Source organism: Ruegeria sp. HKCCA5426, from assembly GCF_013034585.1.
Taxonomy (GTDB): Bacteria; Pseudomonadota; Alphaproteobacteria; order Rhodobacterales; family Rhodobacteraceae; genus Ruegeria.
In genome coordinates this window covers 103,182-117,897 of sequence record NZ_WQGH01000004.1, presented here as the reverse complement: position 1 = coordinate 117,897, position 14,716 = coordinate 103,182, and the positions used below count along the sequence as shown (strand labels likewise).

At 56.1% G+C, this 14,716-nt stretch carries 12 protein-coding genes and 1 tRNA gene; 2 read left to right on the top strand and 11 right to left on the bottom strand.

All coding sequences use genetic code 11. The features are described from left to right. Positions 1 to 171 precede the first annotated feature (171 nt). Genes arcC through GOV87_RS07815 form a run of 5 tightly spaced genes read right to left on the bottom strand, consistent with a single transcriptional unit; the run spans position 172 to position 6,268 of the window. Positions 172 to 1,110, bottom strand: coding sequence for a carbamate kinase (arcC, locus tag GOV87_RS07835; RefSeq protein WP_171211393.1), 939 nt, complete (start codon positions 1,108 to 1,110; stop codon positions 172 to 174). Positions 1,111 to 1,113: 3 nt separating this feature from the next. Next, a complete protein-coding gene (gene argF / locus GOV87_RS07830; protein ID WP_170654231.1) occupies positions 1,114 to 2,112 on the bottom strand; it encodes an ornithine carbamoyltransferase in 999 nt (332 codons plus the stop codon). A gap of 56 nt (positions 2,113 to 2,168) precedes the next feature. Further along, on the bottom strand, positions 2,169 to 3,395 hold the full coding sequence (locus tag GOV87_RS07825; protein ID WP_170654233.1) for an arginine deiminase: 1,227 nt from the start codon (positions 3,393 to 3,395) through the stop codon (positions 2,169 to 2,171). Further along, positions 3,392 to 4,771, bottom strand: a complete 1,380-nt coding sequence (locus tag GOV87_RS07820) for an amino acid permease (RefSeq protein ID WP_171211392.1) — start codon at positions 4,769 to 4,771, stop codon at positions 3,392 to 3,394. Before GOV87_RS07820 ends, GOV87_RS07825 begins: the two co-directional genes overlap by 4 nt. Positions 4,772 to 4,780: 9 nt before the next feature. Further along, positions 4,781 to 6,268: a YfcC family protein gene (locus tag GOV87_RS07815; protein WP_170654237.1), complete on the bottom strand. Its 1,488-nt coding sequence runs from the start codon at positions 6,266 to 6,268 to the stop codon at positions 4,781 to 4,783. Between the two features lie 285 nt (positions 6,269 to 6,553). On the opposite strand from GOV87_RS07815, the gene GOV87_RS07810 reads away from it, so the two are divergent. Then, positions 6,554 to 6,628, top strand: a tRNA-Asn gene (locus tag GOV87_RS07810). A 306-nt stretch (positions 6,629 to 6,934) separates the two neighbouring features. On the opposite strand, the gene GOV87_RS07805 is transcribed toward GOV87_RS07810, so the two are convergent. The 4 genes from GOV87_RS07805 to zwf all read right to left on the bottom strand — a co-directional run bounded on the left by GOV87_RS07805 (position 6,935) and on the right by zwf (position 12,451). Continuing rightward, positions 6,935 to 8,554 (bottom strand): long-chain-fatty-acid--CoA ligase, encoded by a 1,620-nt coding sequence (locus GOV87_RS07805; protein WP_171211391.1) that lies wholly within the window; start codon positions 8,552 to 8,554, stop codon positions 6,935 to 6,937. Between the two features lie 164 nt (positions 8,555 to 8,718). Continuing rightward, positions 8,719 to 10,329 carry a glucose-6-phosphate isomerase gene (gene pgi / locus GOV87_RS07800; RefSeq protein ID WP_171211390.1) on the bottom strand — a complete coding sequence of 537 codons (1,611 nt, stop codon included), beginning with the start codon at positions 10,327 to 10,329 and terminating at the stop codon, positions 8,719 to 8,721. A 5-nt stretch (positions 10,330 to 10,334) separates the two neighbouring features. Next, entirely contained in the window at positions 10,335 to 11,006 is a 672-nt protein-coding gene (gene pgl / locus GOV87_RS07795; RefSeq protein ID WP_171211389.1) for a 6-phosphogluconolactonase, read from the bottom strand. Continuing rightward, complete coding sequence (gene zwf / locus GOV87_RS07790) at positions 11,003 to 12,451, bottom strand: glucose-6-phosphate dehydrogenase (RefSeq protein WP_171211388.1); 1,449 nt, start codon at positions 12,449 to 12,451, stop codon at positions 11,003 to 11,005. Before zwf ends, pgl begins: the two co-directional genes overlap by 4 nt. Positions 12,452 to 12,613: 162 nt before the next feature. Here zwf and GOV87_RS07785 point away from each other — a divergent pair, with 162 nt between their 5' ends. Further along, positions 12,614 to 13,567 carry a radical SAM protein gene (locus GOV87_RS07785; protein WP_171211387.1) on the top strand — a complete coding sequence of 318 codons (954 nt, stop codon included), beginning with the start codon at positions 12,614 to 12,616 and terminating at the stop codon, positions 13,565 to 13,567. Here the strand turns inward: GOV87_RS07785 and GOV87_RS07780 are convergent, their stop codons facing one another. Both GOV87_RS07780 and GOV87_RS07775 read right to left on the bottom strand, forming a co-directional pair. Further along, positions 13,568 to 14,266, bottom strand: a complete 699-nt coding sequence (locus tag GOV87_RS07780) for a hypothetical protein (protein ID WP_171211386.1) — start codon at positions 14,264 to 14,266, stop codon at positions 13,568 to 13,570. A gap of 69 nt (positions 14,267 to 14,335) precedes the next feature. Then, positions 14,336 to 14,605: an usg protein gene (locus GOV87_RS07775; RefSeq protein WP_171121572.1), complete on the bottom strand. Its 270-nt coding sequence runs from the start codon at positions 14,603 to 14,605 to the stop codon at positions 14,336 to 14,338. Positions 14,606 to 14,716 lie beyond the last annotated feature (111 nt).

The window sequence follows — 14,716 nt, the reverse complement described above, 5'->3', positions numbered from 1 at the left end:
GGCAGAGGGTCTGCATTGTGCCTGGCCAGCATTCCGCCCACAAGGATGTCAGAGGAAGTTAAATTTTATGGCCTGATAACCCATACGCACGATCTAGTGACGCGCAGCGCGCAGTGTCGACCCCGGTGTCCCATAGAAGGCATTACAATCAACAAAGCCTATTCTTCGGGCCTAGTGAAACTGTGTTTCCCCGGCCTCTAGCGATACCGTCGTACCTTTTTCACCGCGAACGGCTGCAGGAACGTCAGCAAGCGCGCAAATAACGGCCCGACCGCCCGAGGATCGCACAAAGTCTTGTGCGGACTGCACCTTGGGACCCATTGATCCAGCGGGGAAGTCGTACTCATCCAACGCGTCGGGGGTGATCAACCGAATACCTTTTTGGTCAGGCGTTCCCCAGTTCAGGAACACGGCTTCTGCATCTGTAGCGATGACAAAGAAATCTGCGCCAAGGTTCTGCGCCAGTAGGCACGAGGCGAAATCCTTGTCGATTACGGCTTCGACCCCGACCAGTTTCCGTTCTGCGCCTGCCTGGTACATCGTCGGGATGCCGCCTCCGCCAGCAGCGATCACGGTCGCGCCCTTATCCAGGATCCAACGGATTGGTTCGACCTGAAAGATACGTTTCGGGCGGGGCGAGGGCACCACGCGCCGCCAGTACTCGCCATCTGGTTTCACCGTCCAGCCCTTGTCAGCCGCCTCTTTCTTGGCGTCCGCTTCGGAATAAACCTGCCCGATGAACTTGGTCGGATTGTCAAAGGCCGGGTCGCTCGGATCGACCTCGATCATGGTCAAGAGGGTGGCGATGTGATGCTCAAAAGGCAGGATGTTCCCAAGCTCCTGCTCGATCATGTAGCCAATCATCCCCATCGTCTCGCCCACCAGCACGTCCAGCGGGTATTCCTCGACATCCGTATACATGATCTCTTGCAGGGCCAGCATCCCGACCTGCGGACCATTGCCATGAGTGATGACGGTTTCGTGCGCTTCGCAGAGCGGGGCGAGGGCTTCGGCGGCAATCTTTGCGTTCTTGCGCTGATTGTCCGCCGTCATCGCCTCCCCCCGTTTGAGAAGCGCGTTGCCGCCAAGTGCTACAACAACGCGTCCCATGGATCAGGCTCCCAATGTCGCGACGAGGATCGCTTTGATCGTGTGCATCCGGTTTTCGGCTTGCTCGAACGCGATATTCATATCACTTTCGAAAACCTCCTCGGTGACTTCCATCTCGGTGATGCCAAACTGTTCGTGAATGTCCTGACCGACCTTGGTCTCCAGATTGTGGAAGGCGGGCAGGCAGTGCATGAACTTGACGGCTGGATTGCCGGTTTTCTTCATCAGATCCATGTTGACCTGATAAGGGCTCAGCAGCTTGATCCGCTCAGCCCAGACTTCTTTAGGCTCACCCATCGACACCCAAACATCGGTATGAATGAAATCCGCGCCCTCTACGGCCGAGGTATCGTCCGTGATGGTCACACGTGCGCCGGTCTTTTCAGCCCGCTCTATCGCCAATTCGCGCACATCGTCATGGGGCTGGGTTTCTTTCGGCGAAATCATCCGCACGTCGCAGCCCATGATCGCGCCCAACATCAGCAGCGAGTTGCCCATGTTCGACCGACAATCGCCCGAGTATGCATAAACAATGTCCTTGCGGGGTTTGTCGGCGTGCTCGATCATGGTCTGCATATCGGCAAGCATCTGGGTCGGATGCCAGTCATCCGTCAGGCCGTTATAGACCGGAACACCGGCATATTCAGACAGCGTCTCAACCATGTCCTGACCCGCACCGCGGAATTCGATCCCGTCGAACATGCGGCCCAAAACGCGGGCAGTGTCTTTCATCGACTCTTTGTGCCCGATCTGCGATCCCGACGGATCGAGATAGGTGATGTTTGCACCCTGATCGTAGGCGGCCACTTCAAATGCACAGCGGGTACGGGTCGACGTTTTCTCGAAGATCAGGCAAATGTTCTTGCCGGTCAGCGAGGGCTGTTCGGCGCGGGCATATTTCGCGCGTTTCAGGTCACGGGCCAGATCCAGCAGGTACAGCATTTCACGCTGGCTGAAATCGGCAATTTTCAGATAGCTACGGCCTTTTAGATTGAATGCCATTTTGTCTCTCCCTAACAAAAAATCAGTGGGCGCAAGGGCGCGCGCCCTTGGTAAATTCAATAGGCGGGGTCGCGGTCGATCGGGCAGGTCATGCAGTGGCCACCGCCGCGGCCGCGACCAAGTTCCTGGCCTGAGATTTCGATCACATCGACACCAGCTGCGCGCATCTTGCCGTTCGTAAACGTGTTGCGCGCATAGCCGACGACCACGCCGGGCGAGAGGGCGACGACGTTATTCCCGTCATCCCATTGTTCGCGCTCGGCCTGGAATTCGTTGCCACCGGTCGAGATGACTTCCAGCGAGTTCAGCCCAAGGGCCTCTTTGTAGACGTCGAACAGGTGCCCTTTTTCAACGTGGATATCCAAATCTCCACGGTCACCCGGACGGATCGAGATGCAGGTGATCTGGTCCGCAACTTCCGAGAATGCAGTAACTTTGTCATGGTCAAGGCAAGTGAAGACGGTATCCAGATGCATGGCCGCGCGGCTTTTTGGCATGGCACAGGCGACGACACGTTCGGCGCCGCCCTTCGTGAACAGCGCTTCCGCAACCTGAGCGACGGCCTGCCGGGTTGTGCGCTCGCCCATACCTATGAAGACAGTGCCGTTGCCCACCGGTTGAACGTCGCCACCCTCAACCGAAGCGAGGCCGAAATCGTCGTCGCTATCGCCCCACCAGAACTCGAACTCGGCGTCCTTGAACATCTTATGGTGGCGATACACCGTACGCATGATCAGGGTTTCTGGCTTACGAGCAGGCCAGAACATCGGGTTCGTCGTCACGCCATCGAAAATCCAGCAAGAGGGGTCGCGCTGGAACTGCGCGTTGGGGATGGCGGGAAGGATGAAGTCGCCCAGAGAAACCAGATCACCGAACTGTTCGTCGATCATACCCTTGGGCAGGTCTGCAAAGATGATGCCGCCAAGCATATGGCGAGCAAGCAGCTTGGCATCCATCTCGTCCAACCAGGCACGCATTTCTACGGAAAAGCCCAAGCCGACCATGTTGGGCGTGATCAGACGGTCCAGCAGGAAGGCGCGCGCTGCGGGGTCGTCTGCGATAGCTTGGGCGAGCAGATCCTGAATATCGTAGACCTCGACCCCGCGTTCCCGCATCAGGGAACAGAATTCTGCGTGGTCCTTGCGGGCCTGCTCGACCCAGATCACGTCATCGAACAAAAGCTCTTCGCAGTTTCGTGGTGTCAGACGATCATGCGCCAGTGAAGGGCGCGAGACGATCACCTTGTTGAGCTTTCCGATCTCGGAATGAACACCGAGCTTCATTGCAACTCTCCTTTCGAACTATCGGTTTTCTGAATGTCTTCAATATCATTGGCCTGACTCCAGCGGACCCAGACATGGATTGGCACGCCCATAAGCAACAGGACCGAGCCAACCAAAACGGTTTCAGCGCCTGAGCCAATGAAGGCCCAGACCGAATAAATGAACCCAAGTGCGCCCAGCACGACGACCTTGGCCAATTCCGGGCCGTGCAGGACCTGCCCGCCTTTCAGCCGGATCATAATCTCCGCCACAGAGCAGATGGCATAAGGCAACAGGCTGGCGACAACGGCGAGCAGAATGACAAAGTTGAATGCGGCGACCAGCCCTTGCGCATAGTTTATGATGATCAGAACCGAAGCCAGCGCATTTGACAGGATTAACGCATTGGCTGGCGTTCCAAATTTGGATTTTTGGCCCAAGGCTGCAGGGAAGACGCGATCCAAGGCAGCACCGTAAGGGACCTGGCCACTGAGCAGTGTAAAGCCGTTCAAAGTGCCAAAGGTCGAAATCACCGCACCCACTGCAACAAGGACACCACCAACGGGACCAAACATCACCTCACCGACGGCTGCCAGAGGTGCGGCGGAAACAGCGAGCAACTCGGCAGGAATGACGCCCATCGAAACGGCGGTTACCGAGATATAGACGCTTGCCGCGATAATCACGCCGATCACGGTGGCGCGTGGAATGGTCTTTTCCGGCTCGATAACATCGCCAGAGGGAACTGTTGCAGATTCAAGGCCCAAGTAAGCCCAAAGCGTCAGAGCAGCCGCGGCGGAAATCGCCGTAAACGCCGTGGTGCCGCTTTGATTGACCGGAACATAGTTCTCAGTGTTGATCCAGAAGATACCCAATATGCCAATCAATATCAGCGGAGCGAGCTTGAGCACGGTGGTCACGATCTGAACCAAACCAGCCCCTTCGACCCCTCGGATGTTAACCAAGGTGAGCGTCCAGATTGCAACCAACGCGGTCGATAGGCCGTACATTGGCACTTCGATGATAATCGGGAACAGGAATCCCAGATATCCCACCAACGCGACAGCAACAGCTGCGTTCCCAGTCCAAAGTGCGATCCAGTACCCCCAGGCAATTATGAAGCCTGCAAAGTCTCCGAATGCTTCTTGCGAATAGGCATAGGGGCCACCGGGTTTCGAAACGACGCGAGACAGCCTTCCGAAAATGATCGCGAGAACAAGCGCCCCCGCCGAAGTCAGAATCCACCCACCAATTGCGATTGGCCCGTACGGTGCAAGTGACGCTGGTAGAAGGAACACTCCCGACCCGATCATGTTTCCGACAACCAAAGCGATACAGGCCGTCAGCCCTAGCGCACCCGATGTCGAAGTCGTCTCTGGAGCGGAGCGATCGGTCATTGCGACGGCTCAGTTCGATGTTGTGTCTGAAGTCTCGGTTGTGGGCCCGTCGATCCCCGGATCAGTTATGGCCCCAACGGTAAGTGCGGCGCAGATGATCACGGCCAGAATTACGAGCAGCGGGAAAACAAAACGTAGCCACCGGTCATAGGAGACACGGCCAATGGCTAGCCCACCCATGACGACGGCAAATGTCGGGTTGAACAGGTTCACCCATCCGTTTGCTGACTGGTACGCAGTAACCACAAGGTCACGACCGACGCCTGCAAAGTCTGCCAGTGGCGCCATGATCGGCATCGAAAGCGTGGCCAGCCCAGACGAGGACGGCACCAGGAATGACATCAAGATCTGAATGCCAAACATCGCGTTGATAAAGGCGAACTCGCTCAGCCCCGAGACAAACCCCTCGGCTCCGGCGAGGATTGTGTCGGTGATTTTGCCCGCGTCCATAATCACGACCACGCCGCGCGCGACGCCAATGATCAGGGCAACGCCCAGCAAATCGCGCGCTCCGTCGACGAAGGTTTCCACAAAAGTCCCTTCGTCCATTCTAGACCCTTCATCCGTTTTCCCGACCCACCAAACGATGATGGACATCACCAGGAAGAGACCGGACATTTCCGCCATCCACCACCCCAGCGCGACAACACCATAGATCATAATGGCGAAGGTAATCCCGAAAAGAACCAGAATGATCGAACGCGTCTTGGTCATCTCGGGGAACGTATCATTGCTTTCCAAACCCTTTAGGAAATGCGCCCGGTTTTCCTCGACCTGATCGGCCACCACGGACAATGACGGGTCGGCTTTCACGCGTGATGCGTATCGCATGACGAATGCGATGCCTGCAGCAAGACAAAGAATAAGGATAATGAACCTAAGAACGATCCCGTTAGTGAACGGAATACCCGCACCTTGCGAGGCAACAACTGTTGCAAATGCGTTGAAGGTTGAGCCCAGGGTCCCAATGCCTGCGCCAAGCATGATCACCGCGACCCCGGTCAAGGAGTCGTACCCTGCCCGAATAAAGACCGGAATAATCAGAGCGTAGAACGCCAGGGATTCTTCCGCCATGCCATAGCTTGTCCCGCCAAAGGCAAAGGCGACCATCAGGATTGGGATCATCAGGATTTCCCGCCCGGCCAACCTGTGCAGCAACCAACCGATGCCGGCGTCGATAGCTCCTGTCTTGGTTACAACCATCAGGAAACCGCCGATGACTAAAACAAACAAAGCGACATCAATCGCCGCGCTGGATGAACTTCCCAGAAGACCGGGATCGTACATACCTGCAATCGGGGCAAGGATAACTGCCGTAAGTCCTTGGGGGTTCGGCTCGACTTCGTGGTAGGTGCCCGGGACAGGCGCTTCGCTGCCCAGAGCTTCGTTCATCTGACGGTCGTACTCACCGGCCGGAATAACCCATGTAAGGGCGGCCACGACGGCAATCAGTATGAACAGAATGGTAAAGGCGGTAGGAAATTTGAACTTGGACATATGAAACTCGCGCTGGGTGAAGCTGAGAAACTGGGCAGTTAAACATTTGAATATTTATGTCTCAACCTAGTACTAACGCGGTGACTTGTCACTTTCGTAAAACATGAGGTTGTCGAACACATTGAACAATGTCTGCCATGCGCTCAAAGAGGCCACTGACCACGCTGTAGAGGAAGGTCTGTACCGAGTCGCATCCGTATCGGATGAGAAGCCGTGTGCTTCGCCTACAAAAAAGCGTTTTTGCGTCTGGACCTCCACTTTACCTGTTGATACACGCTCCTCAGTTCCGGCGTAGCTCAGAGGTAGAGCAAGCGACTGTTAATCGCTGGGTCGTAGGTTCGATCCCTACCGCCGGAGCCAAACTCGGACCATCAGACAAGACATTCTCGGCCTATCGCCAGGACTCCCACGCAGTAGGGACGACATGTTCTGTCAGATTTTTGGCAACGTATCATTGCCAAAATTTTGCCAGGAAAAACGGCAACGGCTGGCAATTGTGTGCAACGCAGTGCAACTTTGGGTGTTTCGCCAGACATCCTAAACCCAGCGAAACCCCTTATTTTATGGCGATGCCGGTGTTCCCCAAATTCGAGCCAACGATCCGTTAATCAATTGGTCGTAGGTTCGATCCCTACCGCCGGAGTCATTTTCCCTTATTTCAAATACTTAGCCCGTAAGGGCATCCGAAAAGTCCGCACGAAGGTTGCGCTTAAGCACCTTGCCCGTAGCGTTCAGTGGCAGCGCGTCCACAAAGACAACCTTGTCAGGAATCTGCCATTTGGCAATTTTGCCGTCGAAGTATGACAGCAGTTCGTCCTCCGACGGGTCCTGCCCCTCGGCCTTTACCGCAACCAATAGAGGACGCTCGTCCCACTTGGGGTGCGGAACACCGATCACAGCGGCCGTCGCAAGCTTGGGATGGGCAACGGCGATATTCTCCAACTCAACTGAACTGATCCATTCGCCACCAGATTTAATGATATCCTTGGATCGGTCACGGATGGTCATGTACCCGTCGGCATCCAAAGTCGCCACATCGCCAGTGGCGAACCAGCCATCCTGCAGCAGGTTCTGATCCTGCAGTTCAAAATAGCTGTCCAGCACCCAATACCCGCGAACCAGCAAATCACCCTGAGTTTCACCATCGCGGGGCAGTTCATTGCCGTCATCGTCAACGATTTTCAGTTCGACGCCATAGCACGGCCGGCCCTGACTCTCGCGCAGCTTGTGCTGCTGTTTAATCGGCAGATCAGCGTGTTTCGCCATGGGTTGATTCGCCGTACCCAACGGGCTCATCTCGCTCATGCCCCAGGCGTGAACAGTGTCTACATCATAGGTGTCACGGAATGTTTCGATCATCGAGGGTGGGCAGGCCGCGCCGCCGATAACCGTTCGCTCCAGACTGGTAAGTTTACTGCCCGACTTCCCTGCGTGGGCCAACAAACCCTGCCAGATCGTCGGAACACCCATCGCCAGTGTAACGCCGTAGGTGTCAATCAGGTTCACCAACGCCTCACCATGCAGATCCGGTCCGGGCAGAACCATTCGTGAACCTGACATCGCGCAGGCATAAGGCGACCCCCACGCATTCACATGGAACATCGGCACCACCGGCATCACAACGTCCACGGCGGAGTACCCGATGACATCCCGCGTATTCGAACCGAAGCTATGCAACACGGTCGAACGGTGGGAATACAACACGCCCTTCGGATTTCCCGTTGTGCCGGATGTGTAACACAGGCTGGACGCAGTGTTTTCGTCAAAGCTGGGCCATTGGAACCCTTCATCACCTGCTTCGATCAGTTCATCATAGAACTGAACACCGGGAACCTGCGCGATCGCGTCATCGTTCCTTGGCCCCATCAGCACGAAATGCTGAACTTCGGTCAGATGTTCTTTGATCGCCGCAACCAGCGGAATAAAGGTCGCGTCAAAGAACAGAACCCGGTCTTTCGCGTGGTTGATGATGTAGGTGAGCTGTTCGGGAAACAGTCTGGGGTTGATCGTGTGACACACAAAGCCTGCACCAGAAGTTCCATAGTATATTTCCAGGTGCCGCCGATTGTTCCACGCCAGTGTCCCGATACGCGCTTGCGGTTTGAGGTCCAGTTTGGTCAAGGCTGACGCCAGCTTTCGCGCATTCACCGCCACTTGTGACCAAGTGCTTTCGGTCACGGACCCGTCGGTCTCAACCGAGATGATCTCGGTCTGACCATGATAGCGATCCGCGTGTTCAATCAGTGACGAGATCAGCAGCGGCTGCGTCATCATTTGTCCCAGCATGGACATCCTCCCTGTAGTTGCACCATTTCTTTGCGACAGTGCATTTGTTCCGCCCCCTGCAACGACCAGCAGGGCATCTGTTAGGGGACCCACCCTGCCAAGCATTTAATTTGCTGACAATAATAGAATGCAGCTTTCCGCTGCGGCAAAAAGAAGTTTTTTCCTCAGTCCCGATGGCGCATCACATACGCCACCAACGCGGCGGTCGAACCATCCTTTTCAGACGCCGATTCCTCACCTTCCACGATCGGGCCAAGCGATGTTGCCAGTTCCTTACCTAGTTCGACACCCCATTGGTCAAACGAGTTAATTCCCAACAGCACACCTTCGACAAATACACGATGTTCATACAGCGCGATTATCTGCCCCAAAACAAACGGCGTAAGTTTTGGGTATATCAATGTGGTTGACGGTCGGTTTCCGGAAAAGACCCGGTGGCGGGCCTGACGTTCCAGCTCGGTGCCTTCCAACCCCTTCGCGGCCATGCGTTGCCGTGCTTCGGGCAGCGAACGCCCTCGCATCAACGCCTCGGATTGAGCCAAACAATTCGCCAACAATAGACGGTGGTGATGCGAAAGCTCCGGCTCGTGCCCTTCGGCTGCAACCATGAATTCGCAGGGAATAACGTCGGTACCTTGGTGGATCAATTGATAGAAAGCGTGCTGCCCATTGGTTCCGGGCTCGCCCCAGACAACCGGCCCTGAAGGAACCGCCAACGCTGTGCCATCCATCGCCACGGATTTTCCGTTCGACTCCATCTCGAGTTGCTGAAAATACGCGGCCAACCGCAACAACCGCTGATCATAAGGCAGAACCGCACGGCTGGCATGGCCAAGAACTTGCCGATGCCAAATACCGACGAGCGCCAGCATGACAGGCATGTTTTCACCCCAGTCAGCCGCTCGGAAATGCACATCCATGGCCTGACCGCCCCGCAAGAAGGCATCAAAAGCATTCGATCCGACGGCGATCATCACGGGCAAACCAACCGGCCCCCAGACCGAGTACCTTCCGCCGACCCAATCCGCAAAGCCGAATACCCTGTTTTCGGGAATGCCAAAGGCTTGCGTCTTGTCCAAAGCGGTGGACACCGCCGCGAATTGTGTCGCCGGGTCGCCCCCACCTTCGGTCATCCACGCCCGAGCCGTTCGCGCATTGGTCATGGTCTCAATGGTTGTGAAGGTTTTCGAGGCGACAATGACCAGCGTTCGCGTCGGATCCAGTTGTCTCAACGTATCGGCGATATGCGCGCCGTCCACGTTCGACACATAATGCAACCTTGGCCCATCGTGATACGGGGACAAAGCATGAGTGGCCATAACCGGACCCAGATCGGACCCACCGATTCCGATATTCACCACATCCGTAAAGCTGCCCCCTGCCCCGGTGACGGCACCGCCGCGCACCTCTTCGGCAAAGACCCGCATACGTTGAAGCGTGTCCAAAACGTCAGGCATGACATCCAGACCATCAACTTCTACCGGGCCACCGTCCAAATTGCGAAGAGCCGTGTGCAGCACCGCGCGGCCTTCGGTTTCGTTGATCTTGGTACCGCTGAACATCGCCTCGCGACGGTCGGCCAAATCTGCCTCATCGCATAACTGAATTAGGGCATCGCGGATCGTCGTATCCAACTGGGTCTTCGAGTAATCAAACAGCAAGTCCCCGGTCGAAGCCGAGAAAATGCGCGCCCTGTCGGCCGAATGTTCGAACAAGTCCAAAATCGCGCGGTCCTGCGCGCCGGCTGCCAGAGTTCTGAGGTTATCCAGTTTCATTGTCGTCACTCCGCCCAGTGAACCGTCATCCCACTTAGCACCGCTGCGATCGGTGCCTCTTCCGGATGCAAGGTAAGTGCTTGTTTCAACGCCTCGCGCTTTGCAGCCCCGAAGATCACCAGATGTTTGGACAAGGCCCCGTCCAGAACCGGTGCCGTCAGGGTTATGCGCGCCTCTGGCTGGACTTCGGTCCGGGCGATGGCCAGCGGCGGCGCGTGCCTATCAAGGGCCTCTTCCAATCCCTGCATTCCAGGAAAAAGTGACGCCGTATGCATGTCCTCTCCCATCCCCAGAACAAGAACCGACAGGGGAAGGACCGGAGTGATCAGGCTTTCGACTTCCGGCAGTACTGTCTCGGGGTCCTTGCCGTCCAGATACAGCGGAACATATTGCGCCGCTGATGCGCGATTTGTCAGCAGACGCTCGCGGATCAGTTTTTCGTTGGATCGGTCGCTACTGCCTGGCACGCAACGCTCATCCGTCGGTAAAATCCACACTCTGTCCCATTCCAGATCAGCGGCACACAACCCGTCAAAAATCGGCCCCGGGGTAGTGCCGCCGGGAACCGCCAGCGAAATCATGTCGTGATGCAGCAACGCGGCTTCCAGATCTCCGGCCAAGACGTTGGCGACGTCGATGGCCAGCATGTCCCTGTCGGCGTATTCCTGTATTTTCATGGGTTTATCCCTTGCCACCGGCGACCATCCCGTTTCATCAGCAGTTCGGCGTCGCCCGGGCCGGTACTGCCACTTTCATATGGTTTCGGCACGTCCCCACGCGACTGCCAACCCGCAATAATAGGGTCGGTCCACGCCCATGCGGCCTCGACTTCGTCGCCGCGCATGAACAGGGTCTGATTGCCGCGGATCACATCCATCACCAGCCGTTCATATGCGTCCGGCGGCTCTTGGTTTTCAGGCCCCAGCGCCTCGGCAAAGCTCATGTCCAAGGGCACGTCAACCAGACGCATGCCCCCCTGCCCAGGCTCCTTGATCGTCACCTTCAGGGTGATCCCTTCGTTCGGCTGCAGGCGGATCGACAGGACATTCGCGTGACGGCCAGCCTGTTCACCAAAGATCGAGTGCGGCGCATCCTTAAACATAACATTGATGACCGACGAGCGCGCCACCAACCGTTTGCCCGTTCGCAAATAAAACGGTGTACCGGCCCATCGCCAGTTGCTGACATGCGCCCGCAGCGCCACGTAACTTTCAGTGGTCGATCGTGGATTGCCCACGATCTGACGGTAGCTTGGCCCGCCCCCTTCAAACTGACCGCGCACGATATGGTGCGGTTCAACCGGGTCCAAGGCGCGGATAACCTTGAGTTTTTCATCTCGCACGGCGTCTGGGTCGAATTTCGCCGGCGGTTCCATCGCGATCAGGCACAAAAGCTGCATCAGGTGGTTCTGCATCATGTCGCGCATCGCACCGGCGCGCTCATAATACTCTTCCCGCCCGTCTATACCTACGGATTCGGCCACGGTGATCTGAATGTGATCTACGTACTGGCTGTTCCAGAGAGGCTCAAACAACATGTTTCCGAACCGTACTGCCATCAAGTTCTGAACCGTTTCTTTGCCCAGATAATGGTCGATCCGGTAGATTTGCTTTTCCCTGAAATGCGCCGCCAAGGTCGCGTTCAACACCTTCGCGCTGTCCAAATCGTGACCAAACGGTTTTTCAACGACAATTCGGGTCTGTTCGGTCGCAAGATCATGTGACTGAATTCGCTCGGCCAACGAACCGAACAGCCTTGGCCCAACGGAAAAATAGAAGGCGCGCACCCTGTCGGGCTGAAGCTTGGCCGCCAATGTCGACCACCCTTCGTCGGAACCATCATCTAGTGCAACGTAATCGACGCAATGAAGAAATGCCGCCAGCGCCGCCGCATCCTTGCACTGGACCGAGGCATGCGTTTTCAGCGATTCGGCCACAACTTGCCGAAAGGTTGCGCCGTCGTGCTTTGTTCTGGCGGCGCCAATAATCTGCACCCCATCGGCCCATTGACCAGCACAAAACCGACGGAACAGCGCCGGAAGGATCTTGCGCTGCGCCAGATCACCGGTTCCGCCAAAAATGACCAGATCAAAGGGGTCGACGGGTATGACACGAGAAACCATGTGTTTTCCTTACCTTGCCCCTAGGGTCATGTCCAATGTTAGCGCAACCATATTTGCGGCAATCTGCGTCTTCACAACTCTGTCAGGTCGGTTCTGCCCACTTAACGAACACAGGCCAAGGCGCTAAGTCTTTCACACGAGCTCAAAGAACCGGAAACCGGAATGAAAGACAACGCCCCTCAAAGCGCCAATATTGGCAAATTTCAGAACAAATTGGTGACAGCAGACGGGCAAACCCGTGCATCCGTGGCGTTGAAGAATCCTCAGACGCTTTGGTTCAATACTGGCACGCTGTGCAATATCGAATGCACCAACTGCTATATCGCAAGCAGCCCGACCAACAACGCGCTGGTTTACATAACCGCAGATGAGGTGTGCGCATATCTGGACCAGATCGAAGAACGCGCGTGGCCGGTACGTGAAATAGGCTTCACCGGCGGTGAACCCTTCATGAATCCCCAAATGATCGGGATGACGCGCGCCGCGCTTGAACGTGGGTTCGAGGTTCTGATCCTCACCAACGCAATGCAGCCCATGATGCGTCCCAAGGTCCGCGAAGGCTTGTTGGACCTGCAACGCGACTTCGGCAACAAGCTGACTTTGCGGATTTCTGTCGATCACTTCCGCCCTGAGCTTCACGACGAAGAGCGTGGGCAAGGCAGCTTTGACAAGACCGTTGAAGGTATGAAATGGCTACGCGACAACGGGTTTCAAATGGCAGTGGCCGGGCGTTCGGTTTGGGGGGATACCGACGCAGAAAGCCGTGCAGGATATGCCGCATTTTATGAGGCCCATGGTTTTGACATCGACGCGCAGGACCCCGCGCGGACCGTTCTGTTCCCCGAGATGGACGAAACCATCGAAGTGCCTGAGATCACAACCGCTTGCTGGGGCATTCTGGATAAATCACCCGAGGCGGTCATGTGCTCAAACGCAAGGATGGTCGTGAAACGCAAGGGCTCTGACAAACCCGCCGTGCTTGCCTGCACCCTGCTGGCCTACGAACCGGAATTCGAGATGGGTGAGACATTGGCCGAGGCCGAAGCTGATGTGCACCTGAACCACCCGCACTGCGCCAAGTTCTGCGTATTGGGCGGCGCAAGCTGTTCGGGCTGATCAGTTCAACTCGGGCGATTTCCAGTATTTGGTTCCCGACGCCCCTGCCGAAACGCGCCACCCCTTCTTGCTAAGGACAAAGAAGGAACGACCATCAGTAAACCTGAGAGTCTCGTCAGTGCGTTCTTCACCGTACATGGCGTCCGATTGGGCCGTAGCGTCGTATCCATAGTCAATGAACTTGTCCAAATCCGCCTGCGTTTCAAACAGGATAACGAACTTGGTTTCAAACCCACCGATTCCAATCGCGGCACCGACCCCTCCGGTTCCCATGTTCATATAGGTGTGCTGTCCGGTCTCTTTCGACACGGCCACACCGCGTCCGTATCCGGCGGACACCGGAAATACCGTCACCTTTCTGGAATCAAAAACCGCATATCCCGCGCTGACATCGTAAAGCGCCTGAGCCTCGGGGTTCTCTGCCATAAGCTGGGTAAGAACCTCGTTTGCCATGGCGTCAAGTTTCGCGCGTGTCTCTTCCGGGGTGGCTTCGTTCGACATCAGATCGGCAGTGGAGTCGATGGTGTCATCCACGGCGCTCACGCCCTTTTCGACTGTGTTCCCAACCGACTCGGCCCCACGCCCAATGGCGTTTGCAGTGTTTTCAGCACCCTTCTTGATTTTATCCAGGACGCCTTCGGCAGCGACGGGACCGCCAAGCATTGTGACGGCAAAAGCGAGATACAGAATTCGAGACATTGTGACTTTCCATATGGCAAACGGTTTGCATGCCACTCTACTCAATAAAACCGCGTTGAGAATACCTGTTCAGTTTATCCTGAATTCACCGACCATGTTGCGCCATTCTCCGGGGGCAATCATTTTCCGGTGCGTGTACCTCACCGAATGCAGCGGTCCTTCAATCTCGCGCTGCCAGAATTCGATGAAATCAAACAGTTTCGGGTGGTCCGGGGCAAGATCGTAATCCTGCCAGATGAACGTATTCAGAACGTGGATATAGTCGGGCATGTGATAGAAGAATTCCGCCGTCGTCAGCCCATATCCCTTGAGCATTAATTCGGTTTCGCTTTGCTCCATGCAGACCTCCAATTTCTTGCAAGGTCTCGTTAGGGTAACATGGAAACCCTCAAACTATTGAATAACAATATGTTACTCCGGTGTTACTGTGGTTTTTTGCCGGAAATGCTC

What these genes read in the sequence shown, in the direction of transcription:
- arcC (WP_171211393.1), bottom strand. Translation starts at nt 1,110, where the DNA reads ATGGGACGCGTTGTTGTAGCACTTGGCGGCAACGCGCTTCTCAAACGG.
- GOV87_RS07815 (WP_170654237.1), bottom strand. Translation starts at nt 6,268, where the DNA reads ATGTCCAAGTTCAAATTTCCTACCGCCTTTACCATTCTGTTCATACTG.
- argF (WP_170654231.1), bottom strand. Translation starts at nt 2,112, where the DNA reads ATGGCATTCAATCTAAAAGGCCGTAGCTATCTGAAAATTGCCGATTTC.
- GOV87_RS07780 (WP_171211386.1), bottom strand. Translation starts at nt 14,266, where the DNA reads ATGTCTCGAATTCTGTATCTCGCTTTTGCCGTCACAATGCTTGGCGGT.
- GOV87_RS07775 (WP_171121572.1), bottom strand. Translation starts at nt 14,605, where the DNA reads ATGGAGCAAAGCGAAACCGAATTAATGCTCAAGGGATATGGGCTGACG.
- zwf (WP_171211388.1), bottom strand. Translation starts at nt 12,451, where the DNA reads ATGGTTTCTCGTGTCATACCCGTCGACCCCTTTGATCTGGTCATTTTT.
- GOV87_RS07805 (WP_171211391.1), bottom strand. Translation starts at nt 8,554, where the DNA reads ATGCTGGGACAAATGATGACGCAGCCGCTGCTGATCTCGTCACTGATT.
- pgl (WP_171211389.1), bottom strand. Translation starts at nt 11,006, where the DNA reads ATGAAAATACAGGAATACGCCGACAGGGACATGCTGGCCATCGACGTC.
- pgi (WP_171211390.1), bottom strand. Translation starts at nt 10,329, where the DNA reads ATGAAACTGGATAACCTCAGAACTCTGGCAGCCGGCGCGCAGGACCGC.
- GOV87_RS07825 (WP_170654233.1), bottom strand. Translation starts at nt 3,395, where the DNA reads ATGAAGCTCGGTGTTCATTCCGAGATCGGAAAGCTCAACAAGGTGATC.
- GOV87_RS07820 (WP_171211392.1), bottom strand. Translation starts at nt 4,771, where the DNA reads ATGACCGATCGCTCCGCTCCAGAGACGACTTCGACATCGGGTGCGCTA.
- GOV87_RS07785 (WP_171211387.1), top strand. Translation starts at nt 12,614, where the DNA reads ATGAAAGACAACGCCCCTCAAAGCGCCAATATTGGCAAATTTCAGAAC.